The organism is Christiangramia lutea (assembly GCF_022489035.1).
Classification (GTDB): Bacteria; Bacteroidota; Bacteroidia; order Flavobacteriales; family Flavobacteriaceae; genus Christiangramia; species Christiangramia lutea.
Map to the genome: position 1 here is coordinate 212,274 of NZ_JAKVTV010000004.1, position 24,996 is coordinate 237,269.

Below are 24,996 nucleotides of genomic sequence, written 5' to 3' on the forward strand. Positions count from 1 at the left end.
AAGCTGTTAATATTGTTAAATATAGCTATTTATCGTTAATGAGTAAAATTAAATCGACAAGACGACTGGAGTAGCCAATTTCATTATCATACCAACCAATTAATTTAACCAGTTTTCCTCCAATTACCGAAGTCATTTGAGCATCAAAAATACAGCTGTATTTGCTATCAAGAATATCTACTGAAACTATGGGGTCTTCAGTATACTGCAGGATATCCTTGAGCTCATTTTCAGAGGCTTTATGGAAAAGAGCATTTACCTCCTCGATGCTGGTCTCTTTTTTCACATTCAGCGTCATATCGGTTAGAGAGCCATTAGGAACAGGAACTCTAATACCACAACCACCAATAACTTCACTAAGGTCTGGGAAAATACTTGTTAAAGCTTTTGCAGCTCCGGTTGTTGTTGGAATAATAGACTGTGCAGCAGCCCTGCTTCTCCTTAGGTCCTTATGTGGCTTGTCATGTAAACTCTGGTCTGAAGTGTAGGAGTGTACAGTGGTTATATATGCCTGAGTGACTTCCAATTGGTCATGAATCACCTTCAGCATTGGAGCAGCGTTGTTGGTGGTGCAGGAAGCATTTGAGATTATTCTCTCAGAGCCGTCCAGGATTTCTTCATTAACGCCTAGAACTACCATTTTGATGTTTTCATCTTGGGGTGGAACAGATAGAATAACCTTTTTCACACCTTCTTTCAGGTGGCCGTTCAGAACTTCTTCTGTTTTGAATTTTCCTGAGGATTCTACTACATAATCCACTTGATAATCATTCCACGGAATATCACGCGGTTCATTGAAATTTAATAGGGGGATCTTTTTGCCATCTACGATAATTTCAGAATCTGAAGAACTTACCTCGGTCTTCAAAGTTCTGTGAATACTATCATATTTTAAAAGATGAGCTAGGCTTCTAGCATCATGAATATCATTAATGGCAACAACATTAATGTCTGGATTCCCAAGGAGTACTCTAAAAAGATTCCTGCCTATTCTGCCAAAACCATTAATGGCAATATTAATTGTTTCAGCCATTCAAAGACTAGTTAATATGTTTCTGTGCTTTGTATGAAGATCTTACCAAGGCACTACTTTCAACGTGTCTGAATCCAAGCTCCAGGCCAACTTCTTCGTATTTCTTGAACTGGTCTGGTGTAATGAATTGTTTTACAGGAAGGTGTTTTTTACTCGGCTGAAGATATTGCCCAATAGTAACTACATCTACCCCGGCTTCTCTTAGATCCTTTAAAGTCTGGATAACCTCTCCTTCCTGTTCTCCAAGACCAAGCATAATACCAGACTTGGTTCTACGAACTCCATTGTCTTTTAAATATTTTAAAACAGCAAGGCTTCGATCATATTTAGCCTGAATTCTTACTTCACGAGTAAGCCTTTTTACAGTTTCCATGTTGTGAGATACAACTTCAGGCATTACCTCAATGATACGATCAATATTTCGTTCGTTACCCTGGAAGTCTGGAATAAGCGTTTCCAGTGTAGTTTCAGGATTCATTCGACGAATAGCTTTTACAGTTTCAGCCCAAATGATAGAACCCATATCCTTAAGATCATCACGGTCTACACTAGTCACCACCGCATGTTTAATCTTCATAATTTTAATAGATCTGGCTACTTTTTCTGGTTCGTCCCAATCTACAGTTTCAGGCCTTCCGGTTTTTACTCCGCAAAATCCGCAGGATCTGGTGCAAATATTACCAAGAATCATAAATGTAGCGGTACCTTCACTCCAGCATTCCCCCATATTAGGGCAACTTCCTGAAGTACAAATAGTATGAAGGTCGTATCTGTCTACAAGGCTCCTTAATTCGGTGTATTTTTTACCGGTAGGAAGTTTAACTCGAAGCCATTTTGGTTTTGGCTTTCTTTCTGTTTTGGATTTTATTGGCGCAACGTCTGTATTCATAGCAAAAATCTGAGGATTCAAAGATACAATAATAAGCTGAACTGCATAAAATAGACTCCCCAGGATTTAATTCCTTACTTAACTGTTACGGGTTTCTATAATTTCAGCTAGTAATTTCTTTGCCCTAAGTAATTTAACCTTAATATTATTCATGGGTTCGTCTAATTCCCCGGCAATTTCTTTGTATGATTTTTCCTGGAAAAATCTGAGATTGATTACCTGCTGATAATGCGGTTTTAACTGTTTGATGTCGGCTAGTAATTGTTCGAGATTTTGCTCTTTAATCAGTTTATCTTCAACTCCAGGTGTTTCGTCTGCAATTTCGTAAACCCTTTCTTCATCCTGCATGGAGGTACGCGATCTAATCGAAGCTTTTTTCTTACGTATCTGGTCTATGTGAATGTTTTTCGAAATAGCGATCAACCAGGTAGTAAAAGAATGTTTTTCGTTGAAAGTATCTAATTTGTTAAAGGCCTTGGAGAAAGTTTGAATGGTGATGTCTTCAGACTCATATTCATTTCGAGTCTTTTTCAGCTGAAATCCATAAACGTCATTCCAGTACCTGTCCAGAAGATAATTGAAAGCCGACTGACTGCCATTTTTTGCCTCCCTGATCTTTTCAAGAAGATGCTCTGGATTTATTTCCAATGCTTAGGTTTTGAGATGAGGTTAGAGATAAAGATAGCTAATTGCATTAATATTAAAAAAATATCGAAAAAAGGAAATAGCCATACAACATCTGTCTCTTGTAACTTTTTACCGGCCTTTATATAGACAATTGCCTCAATGATCAGCTTTAAAAATAATATTCCTAGGACGATCTTTGGAAAAACCTGCAGGCTAAGTAAGCCGGCAAAAAAGAGCCAGAAAAGTACTCTGAAAATGAAAAAAGTTCCCAGAAGTAATTTGTGTTTTGATTTATAATGGTTCGCTACAGATACATGTCTTCTTTTTTGATGGAACCAGTCTGAAAAGCTTGTCTTGGGAACACTTCTGGTGATCGCATCGGGGTGAAAACAAATAGAGGTATTTTCAGGAGTAGAAGCTTCGTTCACGAAAAGATCGTCATCTCCAGACCTTAAATGAAGGTGGCTGGCAAATCCTTTCATTTCATAAAATTTTGTGGAGGTGTAAGCCAGATTTCGCCCAACGCCCATATAAGGAGATCCTAATTTTGCATAGGAAAAATACTGAATGGCCGTTAGCAGGGTTTCAAACCGAATCAGTTTATTCAAAATGGATTTTGAATTCGGGAAGTATCCGCCATATCCCAATACGATGGAGTTCCCAGGCTGGAAATTTCGAGACATTTCCTGGATCCATTTTTTAGATTGCGGAGCACAATCTGCATCTGTAAATAACAAATGGTCATTTTTGGCCTTCTTTATACCCAGAGTAAGAGCATATTTTTTATTGGCCCAGAATGCCTCGTTGTTCTGGACGTTTACAATTTTGATTCGTGGATCTGTCTTCTGAAATTCCTCAATTACTTCGAGGGTGCTATCTGAAGAAGCATCGTTGATAACGATCACCTCATAATCTGGGTATTCCTGGTCAAGAATAGCAGGGAGAAAATTGCGAAGATTTTCCTCCTCATTTTTTGCACAAATAATTACAGAAACTGGAACTTCCGGGTGAATTTTGTTTTTTATTCCAGATGTGGCGAAAGAGAAAAATGAGAAAAAATAAAGGAGATTAACCAGGCTAACAAGGATAAAAAGAACCAGTAAAATTGTTTCCATTCAGCCTAGGTAGTCTTAGGTGAATCTGAACAATTTTCAATTTCGTCTGGTAATTTTCCGCAAAAACTACATGGTTCTCCAGACTTATTCAGATAAGGATTCTGGCTGGCGCAGGTTCCGGCGAATTTACCGTCCTTTTTTCCCCAGATCTTGATTGCTATTCCGGCAAAAGCCAGTCCTAGTAAAATGATGCTAATAATTAATAATTTCATGCTTCAATTCTTCTGATGCAAAAATAATAATAAAATACTCAACTGAAAACAGCCAGTTTGATTAATAAAGTCTTTACACTATTTAACTAAACTTTAATCGATTATTCAGTGTTAACTGTCTTTTGCACAATATCTTGTGCTATTAATCACGAAAAAAAACTACAATTATGAAATTTAAAATGTTATTTATGCTACTTGCTCTTTCAGGGGTAATGCTCACATCATGTGAGGATGCCAAGAAAAAGGAGCAAGAAAAGGCTGAGAAAGAAAGAATGGAACAAATGGAAGCAGAAAAGCAGGCTGAAATGGAAGCCGAAAAGAAAAAGAAGGAAATGGAATCCAATAGTATTGCTGCAAAGGCTATGGAGACCGATACTTTAAGTACTTTAGTAAGTGCCTTGAAATCTGCAGAGCTTGCGGGAATGTTTAAAACTGAAGAAGGGCCATTTACTGTTTTTGCTCCACATAACGGCGCTTTTAGTAATGTAGACAAGGCTACACTTGAATCTTTAATGAAGGAAGAAAATAAAGATCAACTGGCTGATGTTCTTAAATATCACGTGGTGGCCGATGAGGTTACTTCTTCTGAACTGGTTCAGGCGATAAATGACAATGATGGTAAATATGAGATCAATACTGTTGGTGGTGGAACTATCGTAGCTTCTCTGAATGGAGATAGCGTAATTCTTACCGATGAAAACGGGAACAAGGCTAAAGTTGTTATGGCCGATGTGGATGCTTCAAACGGAGTAGTTCACGTTATAGATGCTGTAGTAATGAAGAAGGCCTAAATTTTTTTTGAAGAATAAAATTGAAAAGGGAAATGATTTATCATTTCCCTTTTTTTATTTAGATGATGTTGACTTCTGCCTCGAGCTCGATATTGAACTGTGATTTTATCTTTTCCTGGATCATTCTGGCAAGTGAAAGTATTTCACTTCCTGTGGCTTCACCATAATTAACAAGAACCAGAGCCTGATTTTTATGTACCCCGGCATCACCATTTCTGAATCCTTTCAATCCGGCTTTATCAATCAACCACCCTGCAGGTACTTTTATCTCGTTTTCAGAAACCGTATATGAAGGGATTTCTGGAAATTTCTCTTCTAATTTATGAAAATGATTTTTGGAAATTATGGGGTTTTTAAAAAAACTTCCGCTGTTACCAATCTCCTTAGGGTCTGGCAATTTTGAATTCCTTATTTTGATTACTGCATTGGAGATATCCTGTATCGAAGGTTCTTTAATTCCCTCATTTTCAAGTTCAGACTTAATCGATCCATAATCCATATGGATTTTATGGCCTTTTTTAGTCAATTTGAATCTTACTGAAGTGATGATAAATTGACCTTTTAATCTATGTTTAAAAACTGAATTTCGATATTCGAATTCGCAGTCTTGAAGGTTAAAAGTTTCTTCCTCCAGGGTTTGAATATTCATTGCCCTGCAGCTTACAAAATTATCTTTGAGCTCAACCCCGTAGGCACCTATATTTTGAATGGGTGCTGTACCTACATTACCCGGAATGAGGGATAGATTCTCTAGTCCACCAAAATTTTGTTTCAGGGTCCAGAGAACGAACTGATGCCAGTTTTCTCCTGCAGCTACTTCAATGATAACTTCAGAATCGGTTTCAGAAATGATCTTTTTTCCTTTTAGAGCTATGTGTAAAACCGTTTTACTTAGATCCCCGGTGAGAAGCATATTGCTGCCACCCCCAAGTATGAAAAGTTCTGAAGCATAACTTTTTCTAAGAATATTCCGCAGATCATCCAGATCCTGAATAGATACGAATTTTCCTGCCTTAACGTCAATGCCAAAGCTGTTATAGTTCTTTAAAGAAAAATTCTGCAGTAGCTGCATTAATTTTGCTGCTTATATTGCTTAAGTGCTTTGTCTAAAATTTTGATCGCTCTCTCCAGGTTTTCTTTCTTTAATACATAAGCAATCCTCACCTGGTTTTTACCTGTATTTGGTGTAGAGTAGAATCCTGCTGCGGGAGCCACCATGATAGTTTCGTTATTGTCTTCAAAACTTTCCAGAAGCCAGCGTGCGAAATCATCGGCATCTTCAACCGGAAGTTCTGCGATACAATAAAAAGCTCCCTTAGGCTTGGCAACCTTAACACCTTCAATTTTTTCCAGTCCGTCAACAAGCAAGTCCCTGCGGTAAGTGTATTGCTCAATAACTTCGTCGAAATATTCCTGCGGAGTTTCCAAAGCAGCTTCACTAGCGATTTGGGCAAAGGTTGGAGGACTTAACCTTGCCTGCGCAAATTTCATTGCCGTGGCCATCACCTCTTTATTCTTGGAAACAAGGCATCCTACACGAGCACCACACATGCTGTAACGTTTGGATACAGAATCTACCATAATCGCATTTTCAGCAAGCTCAGGAATGCTCATTATAGAATGATGTTTTACCCCATCATATGCAAACTCTCTATAAACTTCATCTGAAACTATGAAAAGATCATGCTTCAAGGCAAGATCGGCCAATTGCTGAACTTCCTCTTTGGTATACAGGTAACCTGTTGGGTTTCCTGGGTTGCAAATAAGAATTGCTTTCGTTTTTTCTGTGATCAGTTTTTCGAATTCTGCGATAGGAGGCAGCGCAAAACCATCATCAATACTAGCCTGAATTGGTTTAATAGAAACTCCGGAAGCTGTAGCGAAACCATTGTAGTTTGCATAAAATGGCTCCGGAATAATTACCTCGTCACCAGGATCGGTAATGCTACCCATTGTAAATAACAATGCTTCTGAACCACCTGTAGTAATTATTATATCTTCCTTGTTTACCGGTAATGATGATTTCTGGTAATATCCGGCTAGTTTCTCTCGATAGCTTTCAAATCCGGCAGAATGACTGTAAGATAAAACCTCGATATCATGATTCTTTACGGCATCTAATGCACCCTGAGGAGTTTTAATATCGGGTTGACCAATGTTGAGTTGATATATTTTACGACCTTTCCTTGTTGCTTCTTCAGCGAAAGGCACCAATTTTCTGATAGGGGATTCAGGCATTTCAAGCCCTTTATTTGAAATTTTAGGCATAGCTGTTTATTTGTGGTGCAAAATTGCAAAATTAAACTATGAATCTATAATTTGGATGTTAATAATAAGGAACTTTTTTCTGTTGAGAGTATGGAGGTTTTAATATAGGTTCATAAAAAAGCCTTCCATTTAGGAAGGCTTTCAATATTTAAAATTGTTCAGAGTTTAACTATCGTCTTCAGCACTGTTACTGTCAATCACCGTCCCTTTAATTTTAAGGGCTTTAATCGATTGCTCAGCATTGGAATAAACCGTAACCGTTTTTCTGATAGGTCCAACTCTTTTGGTATCGTACTTTACTTCGATCTGCCCTGTTTTACCAGGTAGAATTGGTTCTTCAGGTTTTTTAGGGACGGTACATCCACAACTGGATTTCACGTCTTCAATTACCAATGGAGCATCGCCAGTATTTGTGAATTCAAATACACGAACTCCATCACTACCTTTTTTTATTTCGCCATAGTCTATGGTTTCAGACTTGAATTCCATTTTAGCGGTCTTCTGTGCCTGGGCTGCAGTAACTCCTGCAACAAGAAATATAGCGATTGCAATTAGTTTTTTCATCATTTTTTAAATTTAGCGGAATTATAAAGATAAGTTGAAATATTTCAATTCTCAAAATTTATATCATTTCAGCAGCTTTCATAATCCTCTATTAATAATTACTTTTGCCATTATTTCAAAAACTAGACCAAGAAATGGCAATTGCTTCACAATATAATGCGAAAAAAGTAGAGGAAAAGTGGTATGACTACTGGATGAAAAACAACTATTTTCATTCTGAAGTAGATGAAAGGGAGCCATATACCATCGTAATTCCGCCACCTAACGTGACCGGTGTTTTACACATGGGGCATATGTTGAATAATACCATTCAGGATGTTTTGGTTAGACGTGCCCGTCTTAAAGGTTATAACGCCTGCTGGGTTCCTGGTACAGACCATGCCTCTATAGCAACCGAAGCAAAAGTAGTGGCAAAGCTGAAAGCAGAAGGTATTGATAAAAACAAAATTGGGCGTGAGGAATTTCTACAACATGCCTGGGACTGGACTCATAAACATGGTGGTATAATCCTTCAGCAATTAAAGAATCTGGGAGCCTCCTGCGATTGGGAAAGGACAAAATTCACCATGGATGACGATATGTCTGAATCTGTGATAAAAGTTTTTGTGGATCTATATAATAAAGGGCTTGTGTATCGAGGTTACCGTATGGTAAATTGGGATCCCCAGGCGAAGACAACCTTATCTGATGAGGAGGTAAATTATGAGGAAAGAAACGGAAAGCTGTTCTATTTAAATTATAAGATAGATGGTAGTGACGAAGTACTCACTATTGCTACCACAAGGCCTGAAACCATACTGGGAGATACGGCCATATGTATTAATCCTAATGATGAACGGTTTGAACACCTAAAAGGGAAGAAGGCCATTGTCCCAATTTGTAACAGAACCATCCCTATTATCGAAGATGAATATGTAGATATGGAATTTGGAACGGGTTGTCTTAAGGTTACACCTGCCCATGATGAAAATGATAAAAATCTTGGTGATAAGCACAAGCTGGATGTGATCGATATTTTTAATGATGATGCAACTTTAAATCAATATGGATTGCATTATGAAGGGAAGGATCGATTTGTAGTTAGGGCCGAAATAGTTGAGGAACTGGAATTAAAAGGATTCCTTTCCAAAGTTGAAGATTACGTTAATAAGGTTGGAACCAGTGAGCGTACAGGAGCGGTAATTGAACCTAAGTTAAGTGACCAGTGGTTCCTGAAAATGAAAGAAATGGCCGAGCCTGCTCTCAAAGCGGTTATTGGAGATGATATAAACCTGGTGCCAGAAAAATTTCTGAATACCTACCGTCACTGGATGGAAAACGTGAGAGATTGGAATATTTCTCGTCAGCTTTGGTGGGGGCATCAGATTCCGGCTTTTTTTTATGGTAACGGTAAGAGCGATTTTGTAGTTGCAGAGTCTGTAGATGAAGCTCTGGAGAAAGCTCGAGAAGCTTCCGGAAATGCAGAGCTGGAAATAAAAGATCTAGTTCAGGATAAGGATGTTCTGGATACCTGGTTCTCTTCCTGGTTATGGCCAATGAGCGTTTTCAACGGTATTCTTGAGCCTGAAAATGAAGAAATAAAATATTACTATCCTACGAATGACCTCGTAACTGCACCGGAAATCCTATTCTTCTGGGTAGCCAGGATGATCATGGCTGGATATGAATATAGAGGTGAAAGGCCTTTCAAAAATGTTTATTTAACCGGGATCGTTCGGGATAAGCAAAGACGAAAAATGTCTAAATCCCTAGGAAACTCACCAGATCCGCTTGAACTTATTGGGCAATATGGTGCAGATGGAGTTAGGGTTGGAATGTTGTTAAGTTCACCCGCTGGTAACGACCTGATGTTCGATGAAGATCTTTGTAAGCAGGGTAGCGCCTTCACTAATAAGATATGGAATGCTTTTAGGCTTGTGAAAGGTTGGGAAGTTTCTGAAGATATCGAACAGCCAGAAACTGCCAGAATGGCTATAGACTGGTATAAGTCGAAGTTCCAGAAGACTCTAAAAGAAATAGAGGACCATTATTCAAAATACAGGATAAGTGATGCTTTAATGGCAACTTATAAACTGGTTTGGGACGATTACTGTAGCTGGTTCCTGGAAATGGTAAAACCGGCGTATGGAGAGCCGATGGATAGTAAAACTTACAGTGAAGTAATTTCTATTCTGGAATATAATCTTAAAATTCTCCATCCGTTCATGCCTTTTGTAACAGAGGAGATCTGGCAGGAAATTACCACTCGTACATCAGAAGAAGCCCTGATTATAGCAAAATGGCCGGAACAAACTGATTTTGACCAGAAAATTATAAAGGAATTTTCCCATGCTGCAGAGGTTATTGCAGGGGTTAGAAAAATTAGAAAGGAAAAGAATATTTCCTTTAAAAATGAAATAGATCTTAGCATTCTAAATAACGAGGATACTTCCAAGACCTTTGATTCTGTGATTGCGAAAATGGGGAATATTGGTAAAATGGAATATGTGAATGGTTCTGTTGATGGAGCTCTTTCATTTAGGGTAAGGTCTAATGAATATTTTATCCCAATTGTTGGAGCTATTGATGTTGAGGCCGAAAAGAAAAAAATTCAGGAGGAGCTGGATTATACTGAAGGTTTTTTAAAATCTGTAGATAAAAAGCTTTCAAACGAAAGATTCGTGAACAATGCGCCCGAAAAGGTAGTAGCGATTGAAAAGACTAAAAAAGCTGATGCCGAAGCAAAAATTGAAGCGCTTAAGGCCAGTCTAAAGAGTTTAGGTTAAAAAATTATAAGCTTTATAAATAAAAAAGAGGACTTTTCGAGTCCTCTTTTTTATTTTTTTAGGTAGAATCACTCAGGTATTTTGCCAATATGCTCTTCAACCATTTCAATATATCTTTTCTTAGCTTCGTCCTTGCTTAGGCTTTTCACCTGTACAAGGGCGTTTATCTTAAAAGCACTCCTAAGGTCTCCTTTATTGGTAGGGGGGATGTAGAAACCATTTTGCTCTGTAGCCCGCTTATAGAGGGCATAGAAATGTAAAAGCACGTCTGGCGGAAATTGCTGCGTAGTGCTACTCGCCATGTCATATGCCTTTAGAAATTTTGAATTTTCAGGTGCCATCATAACTTTAAGAAGTTACATCAGCGATAACACTAACGCCTCCTTTTACTTTTTGATTAATTTCCACATTCACTTTTGTTCCAATTGGAACAAACACATCCACACGACTACCAAATTTAATAAAACCGCTGTCACTTCCCTGAACTACTTCAGAGCCTTCTTCAGCATAATTTACGATTCTTTTTGCAAGAGCACCAGCAATTTGGCGATACAAAATCTCACCTGCAACTTCATTTTTTACCACCACAGTTGTTCTTTCGTTCTCTTCACTTGACTTTGGGTGCCATGCAACAAGAAACTTTCCTGGGTGATATTTGCTGTAAGTTACTTTTCCGCCTACAGGATGTCTGGTGACATGCACGTTTATTGGTGACATGAAAATAGAGATCTGTAGTCTTTTATCTTTAAAATATTCTTTTTCCTCAACTTCTTCAATCGCCACTACTTTTCCATCTACAGGAGCGATAATATGCTCATTATTATGATTTGTAGTTCTCGTCGGATTTCTGAAAAATTGAATTATCAGAAGAAAGAATAATATAGATACTACCAGAATGGCAAATTTTATCCAGTATGTATCAATAAAACTGTATGAAATGATATTTATTGCGATCAGTATGATCGCAGTGAGGGTCATTATTTTGTATCCTTCCTTATGAAACATAGTTTAAAATATATAAATAGGCATAGATAAAAGGGCTTGCAAAGATAATACTATCAAGTCTGTCAAACAATCCACCGTGTCCCGGCATCAATTTACCACTGTCCTTTACTCCAGCCTGTCTTTTGAATTTTGATTGAATTAGATCTCCCAGGGTTCCAAATATGCTTAGAATTATAGCCATTCCAAGCCAGGTCCACATTGTAAGGAAATCTGTGTAATACCAAATGGCGTAGCTCATTAAAACGCTAAAGATCAGTCCGCCAAGAAATCCTTCAATCGTTTTATTTGGGGAGATCTTTTCATAAAGTTTACGTTTTCCAAAATTCTTCCCTATAAGATAGGCAAATGTATCGTTAGTCCAAATAAGGAAGAATATTCCTATTACCAGCTTCGGAATAAAAACCCCTTCTATTGTTGGGATAAGGGTGAGAAATATAGTTGAGGAAATAAGATAAAAGATGATGATTATATACTTCTTCTTCTCAAATACAGGTATTTTCTTGATCACTATCAGATCCTTTACCAGGAAAAGATTAACGAAGATCGTTATGAGTAATAGTAGGATAGTGGCGTCCTGGTTGAATTTTAAAAAACTGAATAAATAAAAAAGTACTGCTTGCAGAATATAGAGCGCATAGCTTTTTAAGCGAAGCAACTTCTGCATCTCAATTAAACAAACCAGACTTAACAGATAAAAGAGTATTATGAATATAACCTCGGATGATAGAATTGATGCAACCAAAATGGATATATACAGCAATCCTGAAACAGCACGAATTATGGTTTCCTTCATATATTAAAGATCTTCCAGAAGCAGCAAATATAGGTTTTTTGTACTACTTCCGTAGCTCATAAAATCACCTTCTTTTTGCGTTTCAAAATTCTTAATGGTTGTAATATTAGAAGGGATTTGCTGTTTGTTTTTGAATTTTATTCCTCTCAATCCTTCGCCAATGGTGTCTATAAGCTGACTTGTAGAGGAAATTATTATAAAATTTGCAGGAAGATCATGCAGTTTTCTTTCCTTGATCTGGTTAGATGAGATTAATATTGAGCCGTCATTGGCAACCAGGAATTCACACGTGGATAAAAAGAATTCGGCATTAGCTGATTTATTGAAATCCAGGTTAAAACCTTGAAATTTGCTCTTTAGATTTTCGTCGAAGCAGCAGCATTGCCTTTCATACCAGTCATTCTCCATCAGAATATTGTCGAATGCTTCCTGGATTTCTGAATCATCAACACAATATAAGAACTTGCCGCCGTTGTTTTTGAAATTGAGCATAAAACGCTCATCGGTAGGTAATTTCACCTCCGGCATATACTTCCCTCTGTCAGCATTCTCAGGGATATCCTGATCCTGGTCTGATTTCGACTTGGGATTAAGAAACCTTTTGAATAGATTCATAGAGTTTTGGGTATGATTCCTACAGTCATTTTATCAAAGTTAAAAAATCTGAAAATAACTATTGTTGAATTTCAGATTTTTTACTTTAACTTCTACACTACTTATTAACCGAATCGTTTTCGGTTAATTCTCCTTCTTCATCTGTATCTTTCCCTTCTGAAGCCTCTGATTTAGGGCTTTTAGAAGTATCCTCAGGGAGAGTGTTCTTTTCAGAAAGTGGTTTGCCTTCTTCTTTCTCTTTATCGAAAGGCCGTTTCCCAAAGATCTTTTCTAGGTCATCTTTAAAGATTACCTCCTTATCTAAAAGTATCTCTGCCAACTGGGTAAGTTTATCCTTATTATGTTCTAAAAGGTCTACCGCTCGCTGGTATTGAGCCTCGATTAGATTAGAAATTTCTTTGTCTATAAGTTCGGAAGTTTTCTCACTGTAAGGCTTTGTGAAATTATATTCGCTCTGGCCTGAAGAATCGTAATAGGTAAGGTTTCCAACAGCTTCGTTAAGTCCATAGATAGTTACCATGGCTCTTGCCTGTTTAGTGACTTTTTCAAGGTCGCTTAAGGCGCCTGTGGAAATCTTATTGAATATCACTTTTTCAGCAGCACGGCCACCTAAGGCGGCGCACATCTCGTCAAGCATTTGTTCTGGTCTAACAATCAATCTCTCTTCTGGGAGATACCAGGCAGCACCTAATGATTGTCCCCTTGGAACAATGGTCACCTTAACTAGTGGAGCAGCGTGTTCTAGCATCCAACTAGTAGTAGCATGCCCTGCTTCGTGAAAAGCGATCGCCTTTTTCTCTTCCGGAGTAATGATTTTATTTTTCTTCTCAAGACCTCCTACGATTCTATCAACTGCATCAAGGAAGTCCTGTTTACCAACGGCTTTATTGCCTTTTCTGGCAGCGATAAGCGCAGCTTCATTACAAACGTTGGCGATATCTGCACCAGAGAATCCAGGCGTTTGCTTGGCAAGGAATTCGATATCCAGTTCGTCAGAGATCTTCTTCAACGGTTTCAGATGTACCTCAAAGATTTCTCTTCTTTCTCTTAGGTCTGGAAGGTCTACATAGATCTGCCTGTCAAATCGACCGGCACGCATTAATGCTTTATCCAGAACATCAGCTCTGTTGGTGGCAGCAATAACAATTACATTGGTATTGGTTCCAAAACCGTCCATTTCAGTTAGAAGCTGGTTCAGCGTATTCTCCCGCTCATCGTTGGAACCAGAGAAATTACTTTTTCCTCTTGCTCTACCAATGGCATCGATCTCATCAATAAAAATGATCGAAGGAGATTTTTCTTTAGCCTGTTTGAATAGGTCACGAACCCGGGAAGCTCCAACCCCAACAAACATCTCTACGAAATCTGAACCAGATAAAGAGAAGAATGGTACTTTGGCTTCACCTGCGACGGCTTTTGCTAATAAAGTTTTCCCAGTTCCCGGAGGTCCTACAAGTAATGCTCCTTTCGGGATTTTACCACCAAGAGCGGTATATTTTTCAGGTTGTTTAAGGAAATCAACGATCTCCTGAACTTCCTCTTTCGCACCTTCGAGGCCAGCAACATCTTTAAAAGATGTTTTTACATCAGTATTCTGATCAAAAAGTTTTGCCTTGGATTTACCAATATTGAAGATCTGGCCTCCTGCGCCACCACCGGCTCCGGAACTCATTTTTCTCATAATAAAGATCCATACACCAATAATTAGGATAAATGGAAGTAAAGCCCAGAATAACTCTCCAAGGACATCGCTGGAGGTGTCAAAGGTGACAACTGTATTCAGGTTGTTCTCCTTTTTGATCTCGTTTATATCGTTCTCAAAATTCTGAAGGTCCCCGAATTGGAATGTATAAGTTGGTGACTCACCAGTAGGGAAGAAATCAGGATCAATATTTTTTTTGTGGATCTCTTTTTCCTTAGCCTCTTTGGTAAGATAAACCCTTGCCTGGTTACGGTTAATGATCTCTACCTTTTCTATATCACCATTTCTAAGGTAATCCTTGAATTCAGCCGGATTTGTTTTTGCAGGTTCAGAGAATCCCCCGTCACCAAACAAATTCAGGCCTAAAAATATGATAATGATCGCCGCATAAATCCAGTAAGCACTAAATTTAGGTTTTTTGGGATCTAATTTTTTCTTCGGTTTTTGATTCGCCATTATGTCGTTCTAAATGATTTGGATTTAATAACTTGTTTCTATGGATGTGATCTTAGCATCTCCCCATAGGCTTTCAATATCGTAAAATTCCCTAATATGCTTCTGAAATACGTGAACAACTACATTTACGTAATCCATAAGCACCCACTCGGCATTCTCGCTTCCTTCAATATGCCAGGGTTTGTCTTTCAGGTTTTTACTAACTGTTTTTTGTATGGAATTGACTATGGCGTTAACCTGTGTGTTGGAAGTACCGTTACAAATAATGAAATAATCACAAACGGTGTTTTCGATCTCTCTTAAGTCCAGGATATCAATATCATTACCCTTAACTTCCTCTATCCCTTTTATAATATGTGCAATAAGTTGATCGCTGTTTTTTTCCTTTTCTGACATTAAATTAATTTATTTACGCAAATTTATCATTTTTTGCTCTTTTAAAGAGATTGTTTGCAGAAGATTTAACGCCTTATCTCTTATACTTTTATATGCGTATAATCAAAGTTGATGCCATTGATTCCACTAATACCTTTGTTCGTAAATTTTACGAGGGTAATAAGGGTTTTGAACCTGTTTGTGTAAGAGCCATTACTCAAACTGCCGGGAGGGGGCAAAGAGGGGCGAATTGGTTTTCAAAAGCAGGGAAGAACCTTACATTCAGTATTCTCTATCCTCAGCAAAAACTTAATATTTCAAAACATTTCCTGCTAAGTGCCTCGGTTTCTTTAGCGGTTTTGGAGGCATTAGAAGGATTGAATATTCCAGATCTTAAAGTGAAATGGCCTAACGACATTCTGTCAGCAAAACTAAAGTTAGGCGGTATTTTAATTGAAAACATTGTGAAAACCGAAGGGATTGTGGCGAGTGTGATTGGAATTGGACTGAATATAAATCAGGTTGATTTCAAAGATTTGCCTCAGGCCTCATCGCTAAAAAATATCACTGGAAAAAATTATGATCTTGATGAGATACTTTATAAAGTGGCATTGGCAGTAGAAGAAAAACTGAAGGAGTTGCCATTTTTAAAAAATAATTCCGTTCTGGAGGAATATGTTAGCAGGATGTTCCGGCTAAACCAGGTTTCGTCATTTTCCACTCCAGATGATGAGAAATTCAATGGAATTATACGTGGAGTCACTACCGAAGGAAAACTGAACCTTGAAATAGAAGATGGGGTTTTTAAAACCTATGACCTTAAAGAGATCAGGTTGTTGTATTAAATAAAAAAAGCCGGAAAATTCCGGCCTCTAGTACAAATTGAAAATTTTTTACAGCTTCCCGATATTCTCGGTTAGAGCGGTGATGAATTTCTTTAAAGGGCCTTTGATCATCATGCTCATCATAGGATTGAAATTTCCTTCAAAATCCATGTTCACTTCACTCTGTTCAGCTCCGGCAGGGGCAATGTGAGTTCTTAGTTGAAAGGGGAATTTATCTGAAGTAGATCCGAGAACCACCAATTCAGGTTCTAAGGTTTCTACTATTTTTAATTTTATTTCCGGCATGCCTTTCAATTGGAAAAGGAAAGTGTCATCTGCGGTTACTTCAAACTTTTCCTTACTTTCTGGCATGATCTGTTCGTAATTCTCAACGTCGGTCAAAAAGTTGAACATATCCTGCTGGCTTTTGCCGGCAGTTACTTTTGGGCTTTCTAATTTCATTTTATGATTTCCAGTTGGCAGGGTCTTCTCTCCATTTACGGAGTACTCCTGCTTCTTTAATGTTAATATAATTAGTCTTTTGAGCGGTTTCGATGAGATTTTCGTAATCGCTTAGCGTATGAAGCTCTATTTCCTGATTTTTAAAGTTCTCTACAGCTGTATCGAATCCATAAGTGAAGATGGCAAACATGCCTTTTACATTTGCACCTGCCTCTTTTAAAGCCTTAACAGCATTCAAACTACTGTTGCCTGTACTTATAAGATCTTCAATCACCACAACGGTCTGGCCTTCTTCAAGATTACCTTCTATCTGGTTCTGCCTTCCGTGTCCTTTTGGTTCAGGCCTAACATAGGCAAATGGCAGACTTAGATATTCTGCTACCAGCATACCAATTCCAATTGCTCCAGTGGCTACTGCTGCAATCACGTCGGGTTTTCCATACTTTTCTTCGATCTGTTTGGCAAAGTTCTCCCGAACATAGTTTCTAATCACCGGATAGGAAAGGATAATCCTGTTATCACAGTATATTGGAGACTTCCATCCGCTTGCCCAGGTAAAGGGTTGTTGCGGTTCTAATTTTATTGCCTTAATTTGCAACAAAAGCTCAGCAGTCTTTTTTGCTGTTTCTTTATTCAAAATCATAGCTGCAAATGTATAAAGTTTTTGTGAATGATATTCCCATAATCGTTTCAACACAGAAAGAAATTGGGGAAAAATATACATCTTTCCCTTTAAAGACTGTTCGTCTAAAAAAAGTTGTTAGAAAAATCATGAAGGGGAAGTTATTATACGTGAACCTTTATCACCCGGATGAAACCAAGCTTTTAAAACTTCTTTTGAAAAAAATGAAGGTTGTTAAGGCAGCAGGTGGAATGGTGGTTAATCAGAAAAAAGAAATTCTTTTTATTTACAGGAACCGTCGTTGGGATCTACCTAAGGGTAAGACTGAGAAAAAGGAAAGTATTCAGGATGCAGCGATAAGAGAGGTAGAAGAGGAAACGGGAGTAGAAGGCTTACAAATCACTAAATTCATTACCCGAACTTATCATGTTTTTAAGCGAAAAGGTAAACTTAGGTTGAAAGAGACCCACTGGTTCGAAATGTATACCGAATATGATGGCGAACTTATCCCAGAGCTGAGCGAAGGGATCAAAAAGGCTAAATGGAAGGATTTTGAAAAAAGCCGTAAAGCCCTTCAAAAATCCTACGCCAATATAAAAATGTTGTTTCCGGAGAAATATTTAGCGAGGAAGTCTGAAGATAGGGTAGCGTAAGTGCGCCTCTTCATAATTCTCAGATCTTTTTTGTAGCCAGTCCAACTGTGCATACCAGTTATTTCTGAATTCAGAATCATTTCTCTTTTTCTTTTCAAACTCATTGCGAAGAGCTTCATTGCTATCCAGCATGTCTTTGGCGATATCCTCGAAAACATAAGGTGAAAAGCCTTCTTTTTGTTGTAACACTGTATCGAAGAAATTCCAGTTGAAGAAAGAATCTGTCGCCTCTGGTTCTAAAGTTTCAATCAAATACCTTGCTCCATCCTGGAAAGTAGTGATTAGATAATCTCCTTTTCTGAATCTCACTTCCTCAGACGTTTTAGTAACAGTTGTTTCCTTATGCAGGTAATGACCTTCGAAGGCAGTTTCTGAAGTTTCAAAATCATCTATTTTATAAACTTCTACGTTTATGATCGTGTCCCGTTCTAAAGCCTCCATTTTTATGTTGTTCATCTTCAGGCGATCAATAACCTGCCACCATCCTTGAGGAACTATATAAGCTCTTGGAATATCAATTTCCTTGGTAACTGCAAAATTGTCATAATAATCTATTTCCTTAGTGAAGGTTTTCTCGCGGTCGTATTTCAATCTCTTCTGTCCCGTTACCTCGCTGTTCGTATTCGCTGCCTCGAATCCTTTAAAGTTTCGTTTCGACGGATTTTCCTTATCTACCTCGAATTTCAAATTGTAGCTACGATCTGTTAGATATTTGCGGCGTGCCTGATTTCTGAGATCTTTGATAACAGTGCTTTCGGCATCGGTTATCTTGATCATAGATCTCATCAACTCGTAGGTTCCGCGCACTCTTTTATCGTATGGTTTCAGCATATGGGTTTCAACCATCATACCCAGGGTATTCCAAAGAGTGGTGTATCCCGTTGAGTATCTGGGTGAATCCATGAATTGAGTAAATCCTTTCTCAGGAACTTCATTAAATACATTTACATATGGAGTGATGTCCCAATCTTTTGCTTTTAAAGAGTCTTCCAGGGCTGGCATCATTTTCTTGTTCAGGTAACTTCCAAGATTGCCGCCCAATTTATCATGCTGAGTAAATAAGTGGGTTAGGGTATATTGATAATCTGCACCATTGCTTACGTGATTATCTATGAATACGTCTGGATTCAAGTAATGGAATATTTCGTAAAAAGTCTGGGCATTCTTTGTATCTGCCTTGATAAAATCTCTATTCAGGTCATAATTTCTAGCGTTTCCACGAAAACCGTATTCTTTGGGTCCATTTTGATTGGTTCTGCTGGTCGAATTCCTGTTTAATGCTCCACCAACATTATAAATCGGAATCGTGGCGATAATTGTATTTTTGGGAGAACTTATGGAATCTCCCGCCATGTCCCTGAAAAGCATCATCGTCGCGTCTATCCCATCACTTTCTCCGGGATGTATACCGTTGTTGATGAGCATGAAACTATGAGATTTTCGTAATTTTTCCAGGTCCTGTTCTCCAGAACTATTGTAAATAGCCAGATGTAGAGGTAGACCGCTGTCTGTTTCTCCAAATTCCTGAAGAGTTATACTTGGATAGGCATCAGCAAGATTTTCATAGAATTTTATGACCTCTGCGTAAGTGCTAGTTTCGGTACCTCCAGATTTTTCGAATCTAGTTTCGAAATCATAATCTTTAATAAGTCTGTATTTTGAGAAATCACAGGATGTAAGGCTGATCATTATCCCCAATACCAACCATAATTTTTTCATCTGGTTCTGTTTATTATGTTTTTTGTCAGATGCAATTCGCCAATTTAAACGAAAGGCTCATTTCATAATTTTTCCTAAAAAATATAGCGGTAAACTTAATTAAAAACTCAGAGAGTAGCTAAAAAACCGGCTGTTTCTGTGCAATGAACCTTTCTGTTAAAGTATATCTAATCTTATTTATATCTTTTTTCTTATCCCTTTTTACCGCTATTTTTATAAAAAATGCCAAATGAAAAGGACTATAGCGATGCTTCTGTTTTCTGGGATTGTCTACGGGCAGGCCAATGAAAACTTGAGTGAAGAAAAGAAAAATGAACTTGCACAAGGAGGACCAGATTATGCCGAAACAGCATTAGGGAAAATTGAACTACCCGCCCCATTTGCTTCAGAATCTGTTAGAAAAGAAAGTAAGATTGTGGCCTGGCTAGAGGGTGAAATGCCCAAAGCACCTGCTGGATTTAAAGTATCTGTATTTGCAGATGGACTTGATCATCCACGGTGGACCTATGTGGCCCCTAATAATGATATTTTCGTGGTAGAATCTGATGACGCTAAAAAAAGCGCCAATAAGATAACCATGTTTAGAGATAAAGATCAGGATGGAGTACCAGACGAAAAGTTTTCTTTTCTGAAAAATCTTAATCAGCCATTTGGTATGCTTATACTAGGTGATTATTTCTATGTTGCTAATGTGGATGCCTTAATAAGATTTCCATATAAAGAAGGTCAAAATACAATTGAAGGAAAACCTGAAAAAGTTATAGACTTACCTGCTGGTGGATACAATCATCACTGGACCAGGAATATTTTAGCTGGGCCAAATGAAGAGAAAATCTATATTACAGTAGGAAGTTCAAGCAATGTTGGAGAACATGGAATGGAAAAAGAAGAAAGAAGAGCCAATATTATTGAAATAAATCCTGACGGAACCGGGGAAAAGATCTATGCCGCAGGGCTTAGAAATCCTGTAGGAATAGACTGGAATCCAGTTACTGGCGAATTATGGACCGCCGTGAATGAACGCGATAAGATTGGAAACAACCTTGTACCAGATTATGTAACCAGTGTAAAAGAAGGCGGATGGTATGGGTGGCCTTATTCTTATTTTGGGGATATCAAAGATCCAAGATGGGCTTCAGACCCACACAACGAAATGGCTGAAAAGGCAATAGTTCCGGATGTTGCAGTTGGTGCTCATACAGCTTCCTTAGGATTAAAGTTTTATACGCATAAATCTTTCCCGGAAAAATATCATAACGGCGCTTTTGTAGGTCAGCATGGCTCGTGGAACCGGGCTGAATTTGCAGGCTATAAAGTATTATTTATACCTTTCGATGAAAATGGTGATCCGCAGGAACCTGAAGATTTCCTTACTGGATTTATTGCCGATGATGACGCCAGTCAGGTTTATGGTAGGCCGGTAGGAGTGACCACCCTTTCTGACGGTTCCCTGCTAGTAAATGATGATGATGGTAATGTCATCTGGAGAATCTCTGCTGAATAAGATCAATTTGAAGATAAAAATTTGCTTACTTCTGCTTTTAACTTTTAATGGGATTGCTAAATCTCAGGTTATTAGCGGAAGTGTTACCGATATAGATTCTGGTAATTCCCTGGAAAATGTAACCGTTCGTAATATAAAATCAGGAGAAACTCAGATCACTAATGAATTGGGGACTTTTAAATTTGAAAAGGTTGATTTCCCGGCTAAATTTCAATTCTCTCTTCGGGGTTATTCAGATTCAATAATTGAATTTAATAGTGAGCAGGACTCGGTAAAAGTTTTTCTGAAAAAGGAAATTGATCAACTTTCAGAGGTTTTGTTACGCAGTTCAAATATTCCGAATGAGCTGAGAAAAACACCTGCCTCGGTAAGCTTAATTTCCGAAAATGATCTTAAACGCACAGATAATTTTAATCTTGTTCAGAATTTCAATTATGTGCCTGGAGTTTTTGTGAGTCAGGGCGCTTTGAATACTAATAAGATCAATATTCGTGGAATTGGGGCCAGGTCACAATATTCCACTAACCGAATAAAAGCTTATATAAATGGTATCCCTTTAACCACTGCTGAGGGCGAATTGACTTTAGATGATTTTGATTCAGATTACCTGGATAGGGTCGAAATTTTTAAAGGACCGGTTTCTTCCAGTTTTGGTGCCGGCCTGGGTGGAGCTATTAATTTCTACACAAAACAAAATCGATCAGATCAAAGATCGGTAAATGCTGAATTTTCTTACGGAAGTTTTAATACTCGTAAGACCATGGCAAATATTACTTATTCAAAAGACAGTTTAGATATTTCCCTTAACTATAATCAGTTGCATAGCGACGGATTCAGACAGAATGGAGAGTATGATCGTATTTCATTTCTGGGTTCTGGAAGTCTCATTAATAATTCTGGAAACCGATGGAATTTCTTTTATAACTATACCAATCTCAAAGCCTATATTCCAAGTTCATTAAATGAAGAAGATTTTAGGAATGATCCTGAAAAAGCGGCATTTACCTGGTACGAGGCCGCCGGATATGAGTCTTACGATAAAAACATAATAGGTGTTTCATACGAGCATAATTTTTCCAGAAAATTTATAAATCAAACCTCGGTTTTTTACAACTCGAGGGATGGTTACGAGCCGAGACCTTTTAATATCCTGGATGAAGAAAGCAATTCAGTTGGTATTCGCACTAAATTCAATTATCAGTCTACTGTTTTTAGTAGAGTTTCGGAATTTAGCATTGGAGCGGAAACTATGTATGAATTTTATGAAACCGGAACTTTCGAAAATCTCTATGAAAATGCTTTAGAAAGGCAGAGTGTTCAGGGTGGTCGATTAAGCTTAAATGAGCAAAAACGAAAATACATTAACTTATTTGCTCAAATGAATATGGAGCTTAGCTCTAAGTTATCATTCGAAGCCGGGCTTAACTTTAATTCTACAGCTTACGATTTGGAAGATAAATTTAACGAGGAAGAATTGAATCAGTCTGGAGAATACAGCTTCGATCCTATATTTTCACCCAGGATTGGTTTAAGTTACGAGGCATTTGAAGACAAGAACTTTTATGTTTCGGCTAGCCACGGTTTTTCCACACCTACCGTAGCTGAAACTTTAACCCCGGAAGGTTTAATTAATACCGATCTTAAAACTGAAACCGGTTGGAATTATGAAATTGGTTTTAAAGGGAACTGGTTGAATAACCGGCTGTATACCGAGCTAAATCTGTATTCCATCCAGATAAGGAATTTACTTGTAGCCAGAAGGATAGGACAAGATCAATACGTAGGGGTGAATGCGGGAAAAGCAGATCACAACGGGATCGAATTTACTTCAACTTTCCAGGCAAAATTAAATTCTGATGTCAACCTCAAATTCTTTCTGAATTCTAATTTCAACTTTTTTACATTTGATCGTTTTGTTGATCTCGGAGAGAATTATTCAGGAAATACCATTCCCGGAGTGCCCGAATATATGGTTTCACCGGGAACAGAACTTTCTGTGAATGATTTTTCAGCTAATCTTAATTTCCAGGCCTTTGGAAGAATGGCACTGAATGATGGGAATTCTGGATATACAGATCCTTATCAATTATTGAATCTAAAATTGAATTATGATTGGGAGCTTGGTAGGAGAATAGGGGTTAGGTTCAATTTCGGGATCAATAATATTTTTGATGAAGCCTATGCTGCAAGTATTGTAACTAACGCAGTAGGTTTTGGAGGTTCAGCTCCACGTTATTATTATCCGGGAAATCCAAGAAATTTCTTCGGTGGAATATCTTTTGATCTCAATTTATAGTTCATTCCCATTGAAATGCAAAATCTTGAGAGATGCTGAATCAAGTTCAGCATGACTACGACAATATCGTTACCCTGAATTTATTTAACTTCGTTGAATCTTCGATTTCAGGGTCTATTTCTGTAAACAAAATGTCAATTATAAATTAATGAAAATTAAAAATTTAGGGCAAAGCAATTTTTTAAATTCATTGCAGAATGAGATTGAAAGCCTACTTTTTCCTGACAACATCTGGAACCATAAATTCATAATCTCCTCCGTGACGCATCACATCTCGAACAACGGTTGAAGAAATATGGGATTTTCCGGAACTTGAGAGGAGGAAGATACTTTCAATACCAGACATCTTATAATTGGTCTGTCCAATGGCCTTTTCAAACTCAAGATCCTGCCCGTTTCTTAATCCGCGAAGAATAAAACCTGCATCTTTAGATTTGCAATAATCTACCGTAAGTCCTTTGTAGGTTTCAACAGTTATTTTTGGTTCATTTTTGTAAGTTTCTTTGAGAAAATGTACCCGCTCCTCCAGGCTGAACATATATTTTTTACTGGAATTGGTGCCAATGGCGAGGATGATCTCGTCAAATAATGGCAAAGCCCGGTCAATAATATCGGTATGTCCTAAAGTAAGCGGATCGAATGATCCGGGAAAAACTGCTTTTTTCATCAGGCGGTTTTTGGTCGTTTATGAATGTAAAAGATACTTAGAAATTATTACTTCTGGTGAAGGGCAGCTTCAATAGCACTTCCGAATAGATCTTTTAAGCTGATTCCGGCTTTTTCCGCCTGTTGAGGTAAAATACTGGCCTGACTAATTCCCGGGGTTGTGTTCATCTCGATAAAATGCGGCTCCCCATCGTGAAAGATGAATTCAGATCGCGTAAAACCTTTCATCTTTAATTTTTTATAGATCATTATCGCGATATCCTGAACTGTTTTAGTGTCTTCTTCAGAAATTCTTGCCGGAGTGATCTCCTGTGATTTCCCGAGATATTTGGCTTCATAATCGAAGAATTCTCCATCAGGAATAATTTCAGTAACCGGCAATGCCATCACTTCTCCTTTATAGGTGATCACACCCACTGAAACTTCAGTTCCATCAAGGAAAGATTCAATAATGGCCTCGTTATCTTCTGTAAAGGCTGTCTTCACGGCATCGATAATTTCATCTTCAGTCTTCACTTTGGTTACTCCAAAACTGCTTCCTGCCCGGTTTGCTTTTACAAAGCAAGGCAATCCCACTTTATTCACAATTTCAGTGGTATCAATTTCATCTTCTTTATTCAGGAAATAATTTGTTGCAGCTTTCACGCCATAAGGCTGTAAAACACTAATTAGGTCTCGCTTATTAAAGGTTAAGGCAGATTGATAATAATCGCAGCTGGTCTGCGGAATACCAATTAATTCCAGGTAAGCCTGCAAAAGTCCATTTTCGCCGGGAGTACCGTGAATAGTATTGAAAACACAATCGAATTTAATTACTTTATCATTGAATTTGACTGTAAAATTGCTCTTGTTAATAGGGTAGGGAGTATCATCTTCTGCCACTACAAACCATTCACCTTTTAAAATATGAACACGGTATGGTTCATAGCGATCACGGTCAAGGTGTTTATATACGATATTTCCGCTGTTAATGGAAATGCGGTATTCGCTGGAATACCCGCCCATGGCAATGGCAATTTTTTTCTTCATATTCAATATAT

General features: G+C 38.0%; 25 protein-coding genes. 6 read left to right on the top strand and 19 right to left on the bottom strand.

The window, feature by feature from the left end:
- Positions 1-25: 25 nt before the first annotated feature.
- From gap to ML462_RS13055, 5 genes are all read right to left on the bottom strand, one after another.
- Positions 26-1,033 carry a type I glyceraldehyde-3-phosphate dehydrogenase gene (gene gap / locus ML462_RS13035; RefSeq protein WP_240714266.1) on the bottom strand — a complete coding sequence of 336 codons (1,008 nt, stop codon included), beginning with the start codon at positions 1,031-1,033 and terminating at the stop codon, positions 26-28.
- 7 nt (positions 1,034-1,040) lie between these two features.
- Positions 1,041-1,922 (bottom strand): lipoyl synthase, encoded by an 882-nt coding sequence (lipA, locus tag ML462_RS13040; protein ID WP_240714267.1) that lies wholly within the window; start codon positions 1,920-1,922, stop codon positions 1,041-1,043.
- A gap of 78 nt (positions 1,923-2,000) precedes the next feature.
- Positions 2,001-2,570: an RNA polymerase sigma factor gene (locus tag ML462_RS13045; RefSeq protein WP_240714268.1), complete on the bottom strand. Its 570-nt coding sequence runs from the start codon at positions 2,568-2,570 to the stop codon at positions 2,001-2,003.
- On the bottom strand, positions 2,561-3,664 hold the full coding sequence (locus tag ML462_RS13050) for a glycosyltransferase (protein WP_240714269.1): 1,104 nt from the start codon (positions 3,662-3,664) through the stop codon (positions 2,561-2,563). The genes ML462_RS13045 and ML462_RS13050 overlap by 10 nt, the downstream gene beginning before the upstream one ends.
- Before the next feature lie 5 nt (positions 3,665-3,669).
- The gene (locus ML462_RS13055; RefSeq protein ID WP_240714270.1) at positions 3,670-3,876 is read right to left on the bottom strand and encodes a membrane or secreted protein; all 207 of its coding nucleotides are present in this window, start codon (positions 3,874-3,876) and stop codon (positions 3,670-3,672) included.
- 167 nt (positions 3,877-4,043) lie between these two features.
- On the opposite strand from ML462_RS13055, the gene ML462_RS13060 reads away from it, so the two are divergent.
- On the top strand, positions 4,044-4,667 hold the full coding sequence (locus tag ML462_RS13060) for a fasciclin domain-containing protein (protein ID WP_240714272.1): 624 nt from the start codon (positions 4,044-4,046) through the stop codon (positions 4,665-4,667).
- Between the two features lie 58 nt (positions 4,668-4,725).
- Here the strand turns inward: ML462_RS13060 and murB are convergent, their stop codons facing one another.
- From murB to ML462_RS13075, 3 genes are all read right to left on the bottom strand, one after another.
- Positions 4,726-5,739, bottom strand: a complete 1,014-nt coding sequence (gene murB / locus ML462_RS13065; protein WP_240714273.1) for a UDP-N-acetylmuramate dehydrogenase — start codon at positions 5,737-5,739, stop codon at positions 4,726-4,728.
- On the bottom strand, positions 5,739-6,935 hold the full coding sequence (locus ML462_RS13070; protein ID WP_240714274.1) for a pyridoxal phosphate-dependent aminotransferase: 1,197 nt from the start codon (positions 6,933-6,935) through the stop codon (positions 5,739-5,741). The genes murB and ML462_RS13070 overlap by 1 nt, the downstream gene beginning before the upstream one ends.
- A 165-nt stretch (positions 6,936-7,100) precedes the next feature.
- Positions 7,101-7,499: a DUF1573 domain-containing protein gene (locus ML462_RS13075; protein ID WP_240714327.1), complete on the bottom strand. Its 399-nt coding sequence runs from the start codon at positions 7,497-7,499 to the stop codon at positions 7,101-7,103.
- 134 nt (positions 7,500-7,633) lie between these two features.
- Here ML462_RS13075 and ML462_RS13080 point away from each other — a divergent pair, with 134 nt between their 5' ends.
- Complete coding sequence (locus tag ML462_RS13080) at positions 7,634-10,264, top strand: valine--tRNA ligase (RefSeq protein WP_240714275.1); 2,631 nt, start codon at positions 7,634-7,636, stop codon at positions 10,262-10,264.
- Positions 10,265-10,332: 68 nt separating this feature from the next.
- Here the strand turns inward: ML462_RS13080 and ML462_RS13085 are convergent, their stop codons facing one another.
- The 6 genes from ML462_RS13085 to rsfS form a co-directional block, all read right to left on the bottom strand.
- A complete protein-coding gene (locus tag ML462_RS13085) occupies positions 10,333-10,608 on the bottom strand; it encodes an acyl-CoA-binding protein (protein ID WP_240714276.1) in 276 nt (91 codons plus the stop codon).
- Between the two features lie 4 nt (positions 10,609-10,612).
- Positions 10,613-11,269, bottom strand: a complete 657-nt coding sequence (locus ML462_RS13090; protein WP_240714277.1) for a phosphatidylserine decarboxylase family protein — start codon at positions 11,267-11,269, stop codon at positions 10,613-10,615.
- Complete coding sequence (locus ML462_RS13095; RefSeq protein WP_240714278.1) at positions 11,259-12,062, bottom strand: phosphatidate cytidylyltransferase; 804 nt, start codon at positions 12,060-12,062, stop codon at positions 11,259-11,261. The genes ML462_RS13090 and ML462_RS13095 overlap by 11 nt, the downstream gene beginning before the upstream one ends.
- A 3-nt stretch (positions 12,063-12,065) precedes the next feature.
- Complete coding sequence (locus tag ML462_RS13100) at positions 12,066-12,677, bottom strand: LUD domain-containing protein (RefSeq protein ID WP_240714279.1); 612 nt, start codon at positions 12,675-12,677, stop codon at positions 12,066-12,068.
- Positions 12,678-12,774: 97 nt separating this feature from the next.
- The gene (gene ftsH / locus ML462_RS13105) at positions 12,775-14,835 is read right to left on the bottom strand and encodes an ATP-dependent zinc metalloprotease FtsH (protein WP_240714280.1); all 2,061 of its coding nucleotides are present in this window, start codon (positions 14,833-14,835) and stop codon (positions 12,775-12,777) included.
- A gap of 24 nt (positions 14,836-14,859) precedes the next feature.
- Complete coding sequence (gene rsfS / locus ML462_RS13110) at positions 14,860-15,231, bottom strand: ribosome silencing factor (protein WP_156273893.1); 372 nt, start codon at positions 15,229-15,231, stop codon at positions 14,860-14,862.
- Between the two features lie 92 nt (positions 15,232-15,323).
- Here rsfS and ML462_RS13115 point away from each other — a divergent pair, with 92 nt between their 5' ends.
- Positions 15,324-16,055: a biotin--[acetyl-CoA-carboxylase] ligase gene (locus ML462_RS13115; protein WP_240714281.1), complete on the top strand. Its 732-nt coding sequence runs from the start codon at positions 15,324-15,326 to the stop codon at positions 16,053-16,055.
- Positions 16,056-16,103: 48 nt separating this feature from the next.
- Here ML462_RS13115 and ML462_RS13120 read toward each other — a convergent pair whose 3' ends face one another.
- Positions 16,104-16,496 carry an SRPBCC family protein gene (locus ML462_RS13120; protein WP_240714282.1) on the bottom strand — a complete coding sequence of 131 codons (393 nt, stop codon included), beginning with the start codon at positions 16,494-16,496 and terminating at the stop codon, positions 16,104-16,106.
- Between the two features lies 1 nt (position 16,497).
- On the bottom strand, positions 16,498-17,139 hold the full coding sequence (gene pyrE / locus ML462_RS13125) for an orotate phosphoribosyltransferase (RefSeq protein WP_240714283.1): 642 nt from the start codon (positions 17,137-17,139) through the stop codon (positions 16,498-16,500).
- 8 nt (positions 17,140-17,147) lie between these two features.
- Between pyrE and ML462_RS13130 the strand changes: the two genes are divergently transcribed.
- On the top strand, positions 17,148-17,771 hold the full coding sequence (locus ML462_RS13130) for an NUDIX domain-containing protein (RefSeq protein ID WP_240714284.1): 624 nt from the start codon (positions 17,148-17,150) through the stop codon (positions 17,769-17,771).
- Here ML462_RS13130 and ML462_RS13135 read toward each other — a convergent pair.
- Positions 17,739-19,490, bottom strand: coding sequence for a M14 family metallopeptidase (locus ML462_RS13135; RefSeq protein ID WP_240714285.1), 1,752 nt, complete (start codon positions 19,488-19,490; stop codon positions 17,739-17,741). The genes ML462_RS13130 and ML462_RS13135 overlap by 33 nt on opposite strands.
- A gap of 229 nt (positions 19,491-19,719) precedes the next feature.
- Between ML462_RS13135 and ML462_RS13140 the strand changes: the two genes are divergently transcribed.
- A complete protein-coding gene (locus ML462_RS13140) occupies positions 19,720-20,994 on the top strand; it encodes a PQQ-dependent sugar dehydrogenase (protein ID WP_240714286.1) in 1,275 nt (424 codons plus the stop codon).
- On the top strand, positions 20,966-23,290 hold the full coding sequence (locus ML462_RS13145; protein ID WP_240714287.1) for a TonB-dependent receptor: 2,325 nt from the start codon (positions 20,966-20,968) through the stop codon (positions 23,288-23,290). Before ML462_RS13140 ends, ML462_RS13145 begins: the two co-directional genes overlap by 29 nt.
- Positions 23,291-23,501: 211 nt before the next feature.
- Here ML462_RS13145 and coaD read toward each other — a convergent pair whose 3' ends face one another.
- The gene (coaD, locus tag ML462_RS13150; protein WP_240714288.1) at positions 23,502-23,957 is read right to left on the bottom strand and encodes a pantetheine-phosphate adenylyltransferase; all 456 of its coding nucleotides are present in this window, start codon (positions 23,955-23,957) and stop codon (positions 23,502-23,504) included.
- Between the two features lie 47 nt (positions 23,958-24,004).
- Positions 24,005-24,985, bottom strand: a complete 981-nt coding sequence (locus tag ML462_RS13155; protein ID WP_240714289.1) for a D-alanine--D-alanine ligase — start codon at positions 24,983-24,985, stop codon at positions 24,005-24,007.
- Between the last annotated feature and the right edge of the window lie 11 nt (positions 24,986-24,996).

Coding starts and splice junctions, on each gene's coding strand:
- ML462_RS13070 (WP_240714274.1), bottom strand. CDS start 6,935: ATGCCTAAAATTTCAAATAAAGGGCTTGAAATGCCTGAATCCCCTATC.
- lipA (WP_240714267.1), bottom strand. CDS start 1,922: ATGAATACAGACGTTGCGCCAATAAAATCCAAAACAGAAAGAAAGCCA.
- murB (WP_240714273.1), bottom strand. CDS start 5,739: ATGCAGCTACTGCAGAATTTTTCTTTAAAGAACTATAACAGCTTTGGC.
- ML462_RS13085 (WP_240714276.1), bottom strand. CDS start 10,608: ATGATGGCACCTGAAAATTCAAAATTTCTAAAGGCATATGACATGGCG.
- ML462_RS13095 (WP_240714278.1), bottom strand. CDS start 12,062: ATGAAGGAAACCATAATTCGTGCTGTTTCAGGATTGCTGTATATATCC.
- ML462_RS13120 (WP_240714282.1), bottom strand. CDS start 16,496: ATGAAATTAGAAAGCCCAAAAGTAACTGCCGGCAAAAGCCAGCAGGAT.
- ftsH (WP_240714280.1), bottom strand. CDS start 14,835: ATGGCGAATCAAAAACCGAAGAAAAAATTAGATCCCAAAAAACCTAAA.
- gap (WP_240714266.1), bottom strand. CDS start 1,033: ATGGCTGAAACAATTAATATTGCCATTAATGGTTTTGGCAGAATAGGC.
- ML462_RS13100 (WP_240714279.1), bottom strand. CDS start 12,677: ATGAATCTATTCAAAAGGTTTCTTAATCCCAAGTCGAAATCAGACCAG.
- ML462_RS13050 (WP_240714269.1), bottom strand. CDS start 3,664: ATGGAAACAATTTTACTGGTTCTTTTTATCCTTGTTAGCCTGGTTAAT.
- ML462_RS13075 (WP_240714327.1), bottom strand. CDS start 7,499: ATGAAAAAACTAATTGCAATCGCTATATTTCTTGTTGCAGGAGTTACT.
- rsfS (WP_156273893.1), bottom strand. CDS start 15,231: ATGTCAGAAAAGGAAAAAAACAGCGATCAACTTATTGCACATATTATA.
- ML462_RS13055 (WP_240714270.1), bottom strand. CDS start 3,876: ATGAAATTATTAATTATTAGCATCATTTTACTAGGACTGGCTTTTGCC.
- ML462_RS13145 (WP_240714287.1), top strand. CDS start 20,966: ATGTCATCTGGAGAATCTCTGCTGAATAAGATCAATTTGAAGATAAAA.
- ML462_RS13080 (WP_240714275.1), top strand. CDS start 7,634: ATGGCAATTGCTTCACAATATAATGCGAAAAAAGTAGAGGAAAAGTGG.
- ML462_RS13130 (WP_240714284.1), top strand. CDS start 17,148: ATGTATAAAGTTTTTGTGAATGATATTCCCATAATCGTTTCAACACAG.
- coaD (WP_240714288.1), bottom strand. CDS start 23,957: ATGAAAAAAGCAGTTTTTCCCGGATCATTCGATCCGCTTACTTTAGGA.
- ML462_RS13155 (WP_240714289.1), bottom strand. CDS start 24,985: ATGAAGAAAAAAATTGCCATTGCCATGGGCGGGTATTCCAGCGAATAC.
- ML462_RS13115 (WP_240714281.1), top strand. CDS start 15,324: ATGCGTATAATCAAAGTTGATGCCATTGATTCCACTAATACCTTTGTT.
- ML462_RS13135 (WP_240714285.1), bottom strand. CDS start 19,490: ATGAAAAAATTATGGTTGGTATTGGGGATAATGATCAGCCTTACATCC.
- ML462_RS13060 (WP_240714272.1), top strand. CDS start 4,044: ATGAAATTTAAAATGTTATTTATGCTACTTGCTCTTTCAGGGGTAATG.
- ML462_RS13090 (WP_240714277.1), bottom strand. CDS start 11,269: ATGTTTCATAAGGAAGGATACAAAATAATGACCCTCACTGCGATCATA.
- pyrE (WP_240714283.1), bottom strand. CDS start 17,139: ATGATTTTGAATAAAGAAACAGCAAAAAAGACTGCTGAGCTTTTGTTG.
- ML462_RS13140 (WP_240714286.1), top strand. CDS start 19,720: ATGAAAAGGACTATAGCGATGCTTCTGTTTTCTGGGATTGTCTACGGG.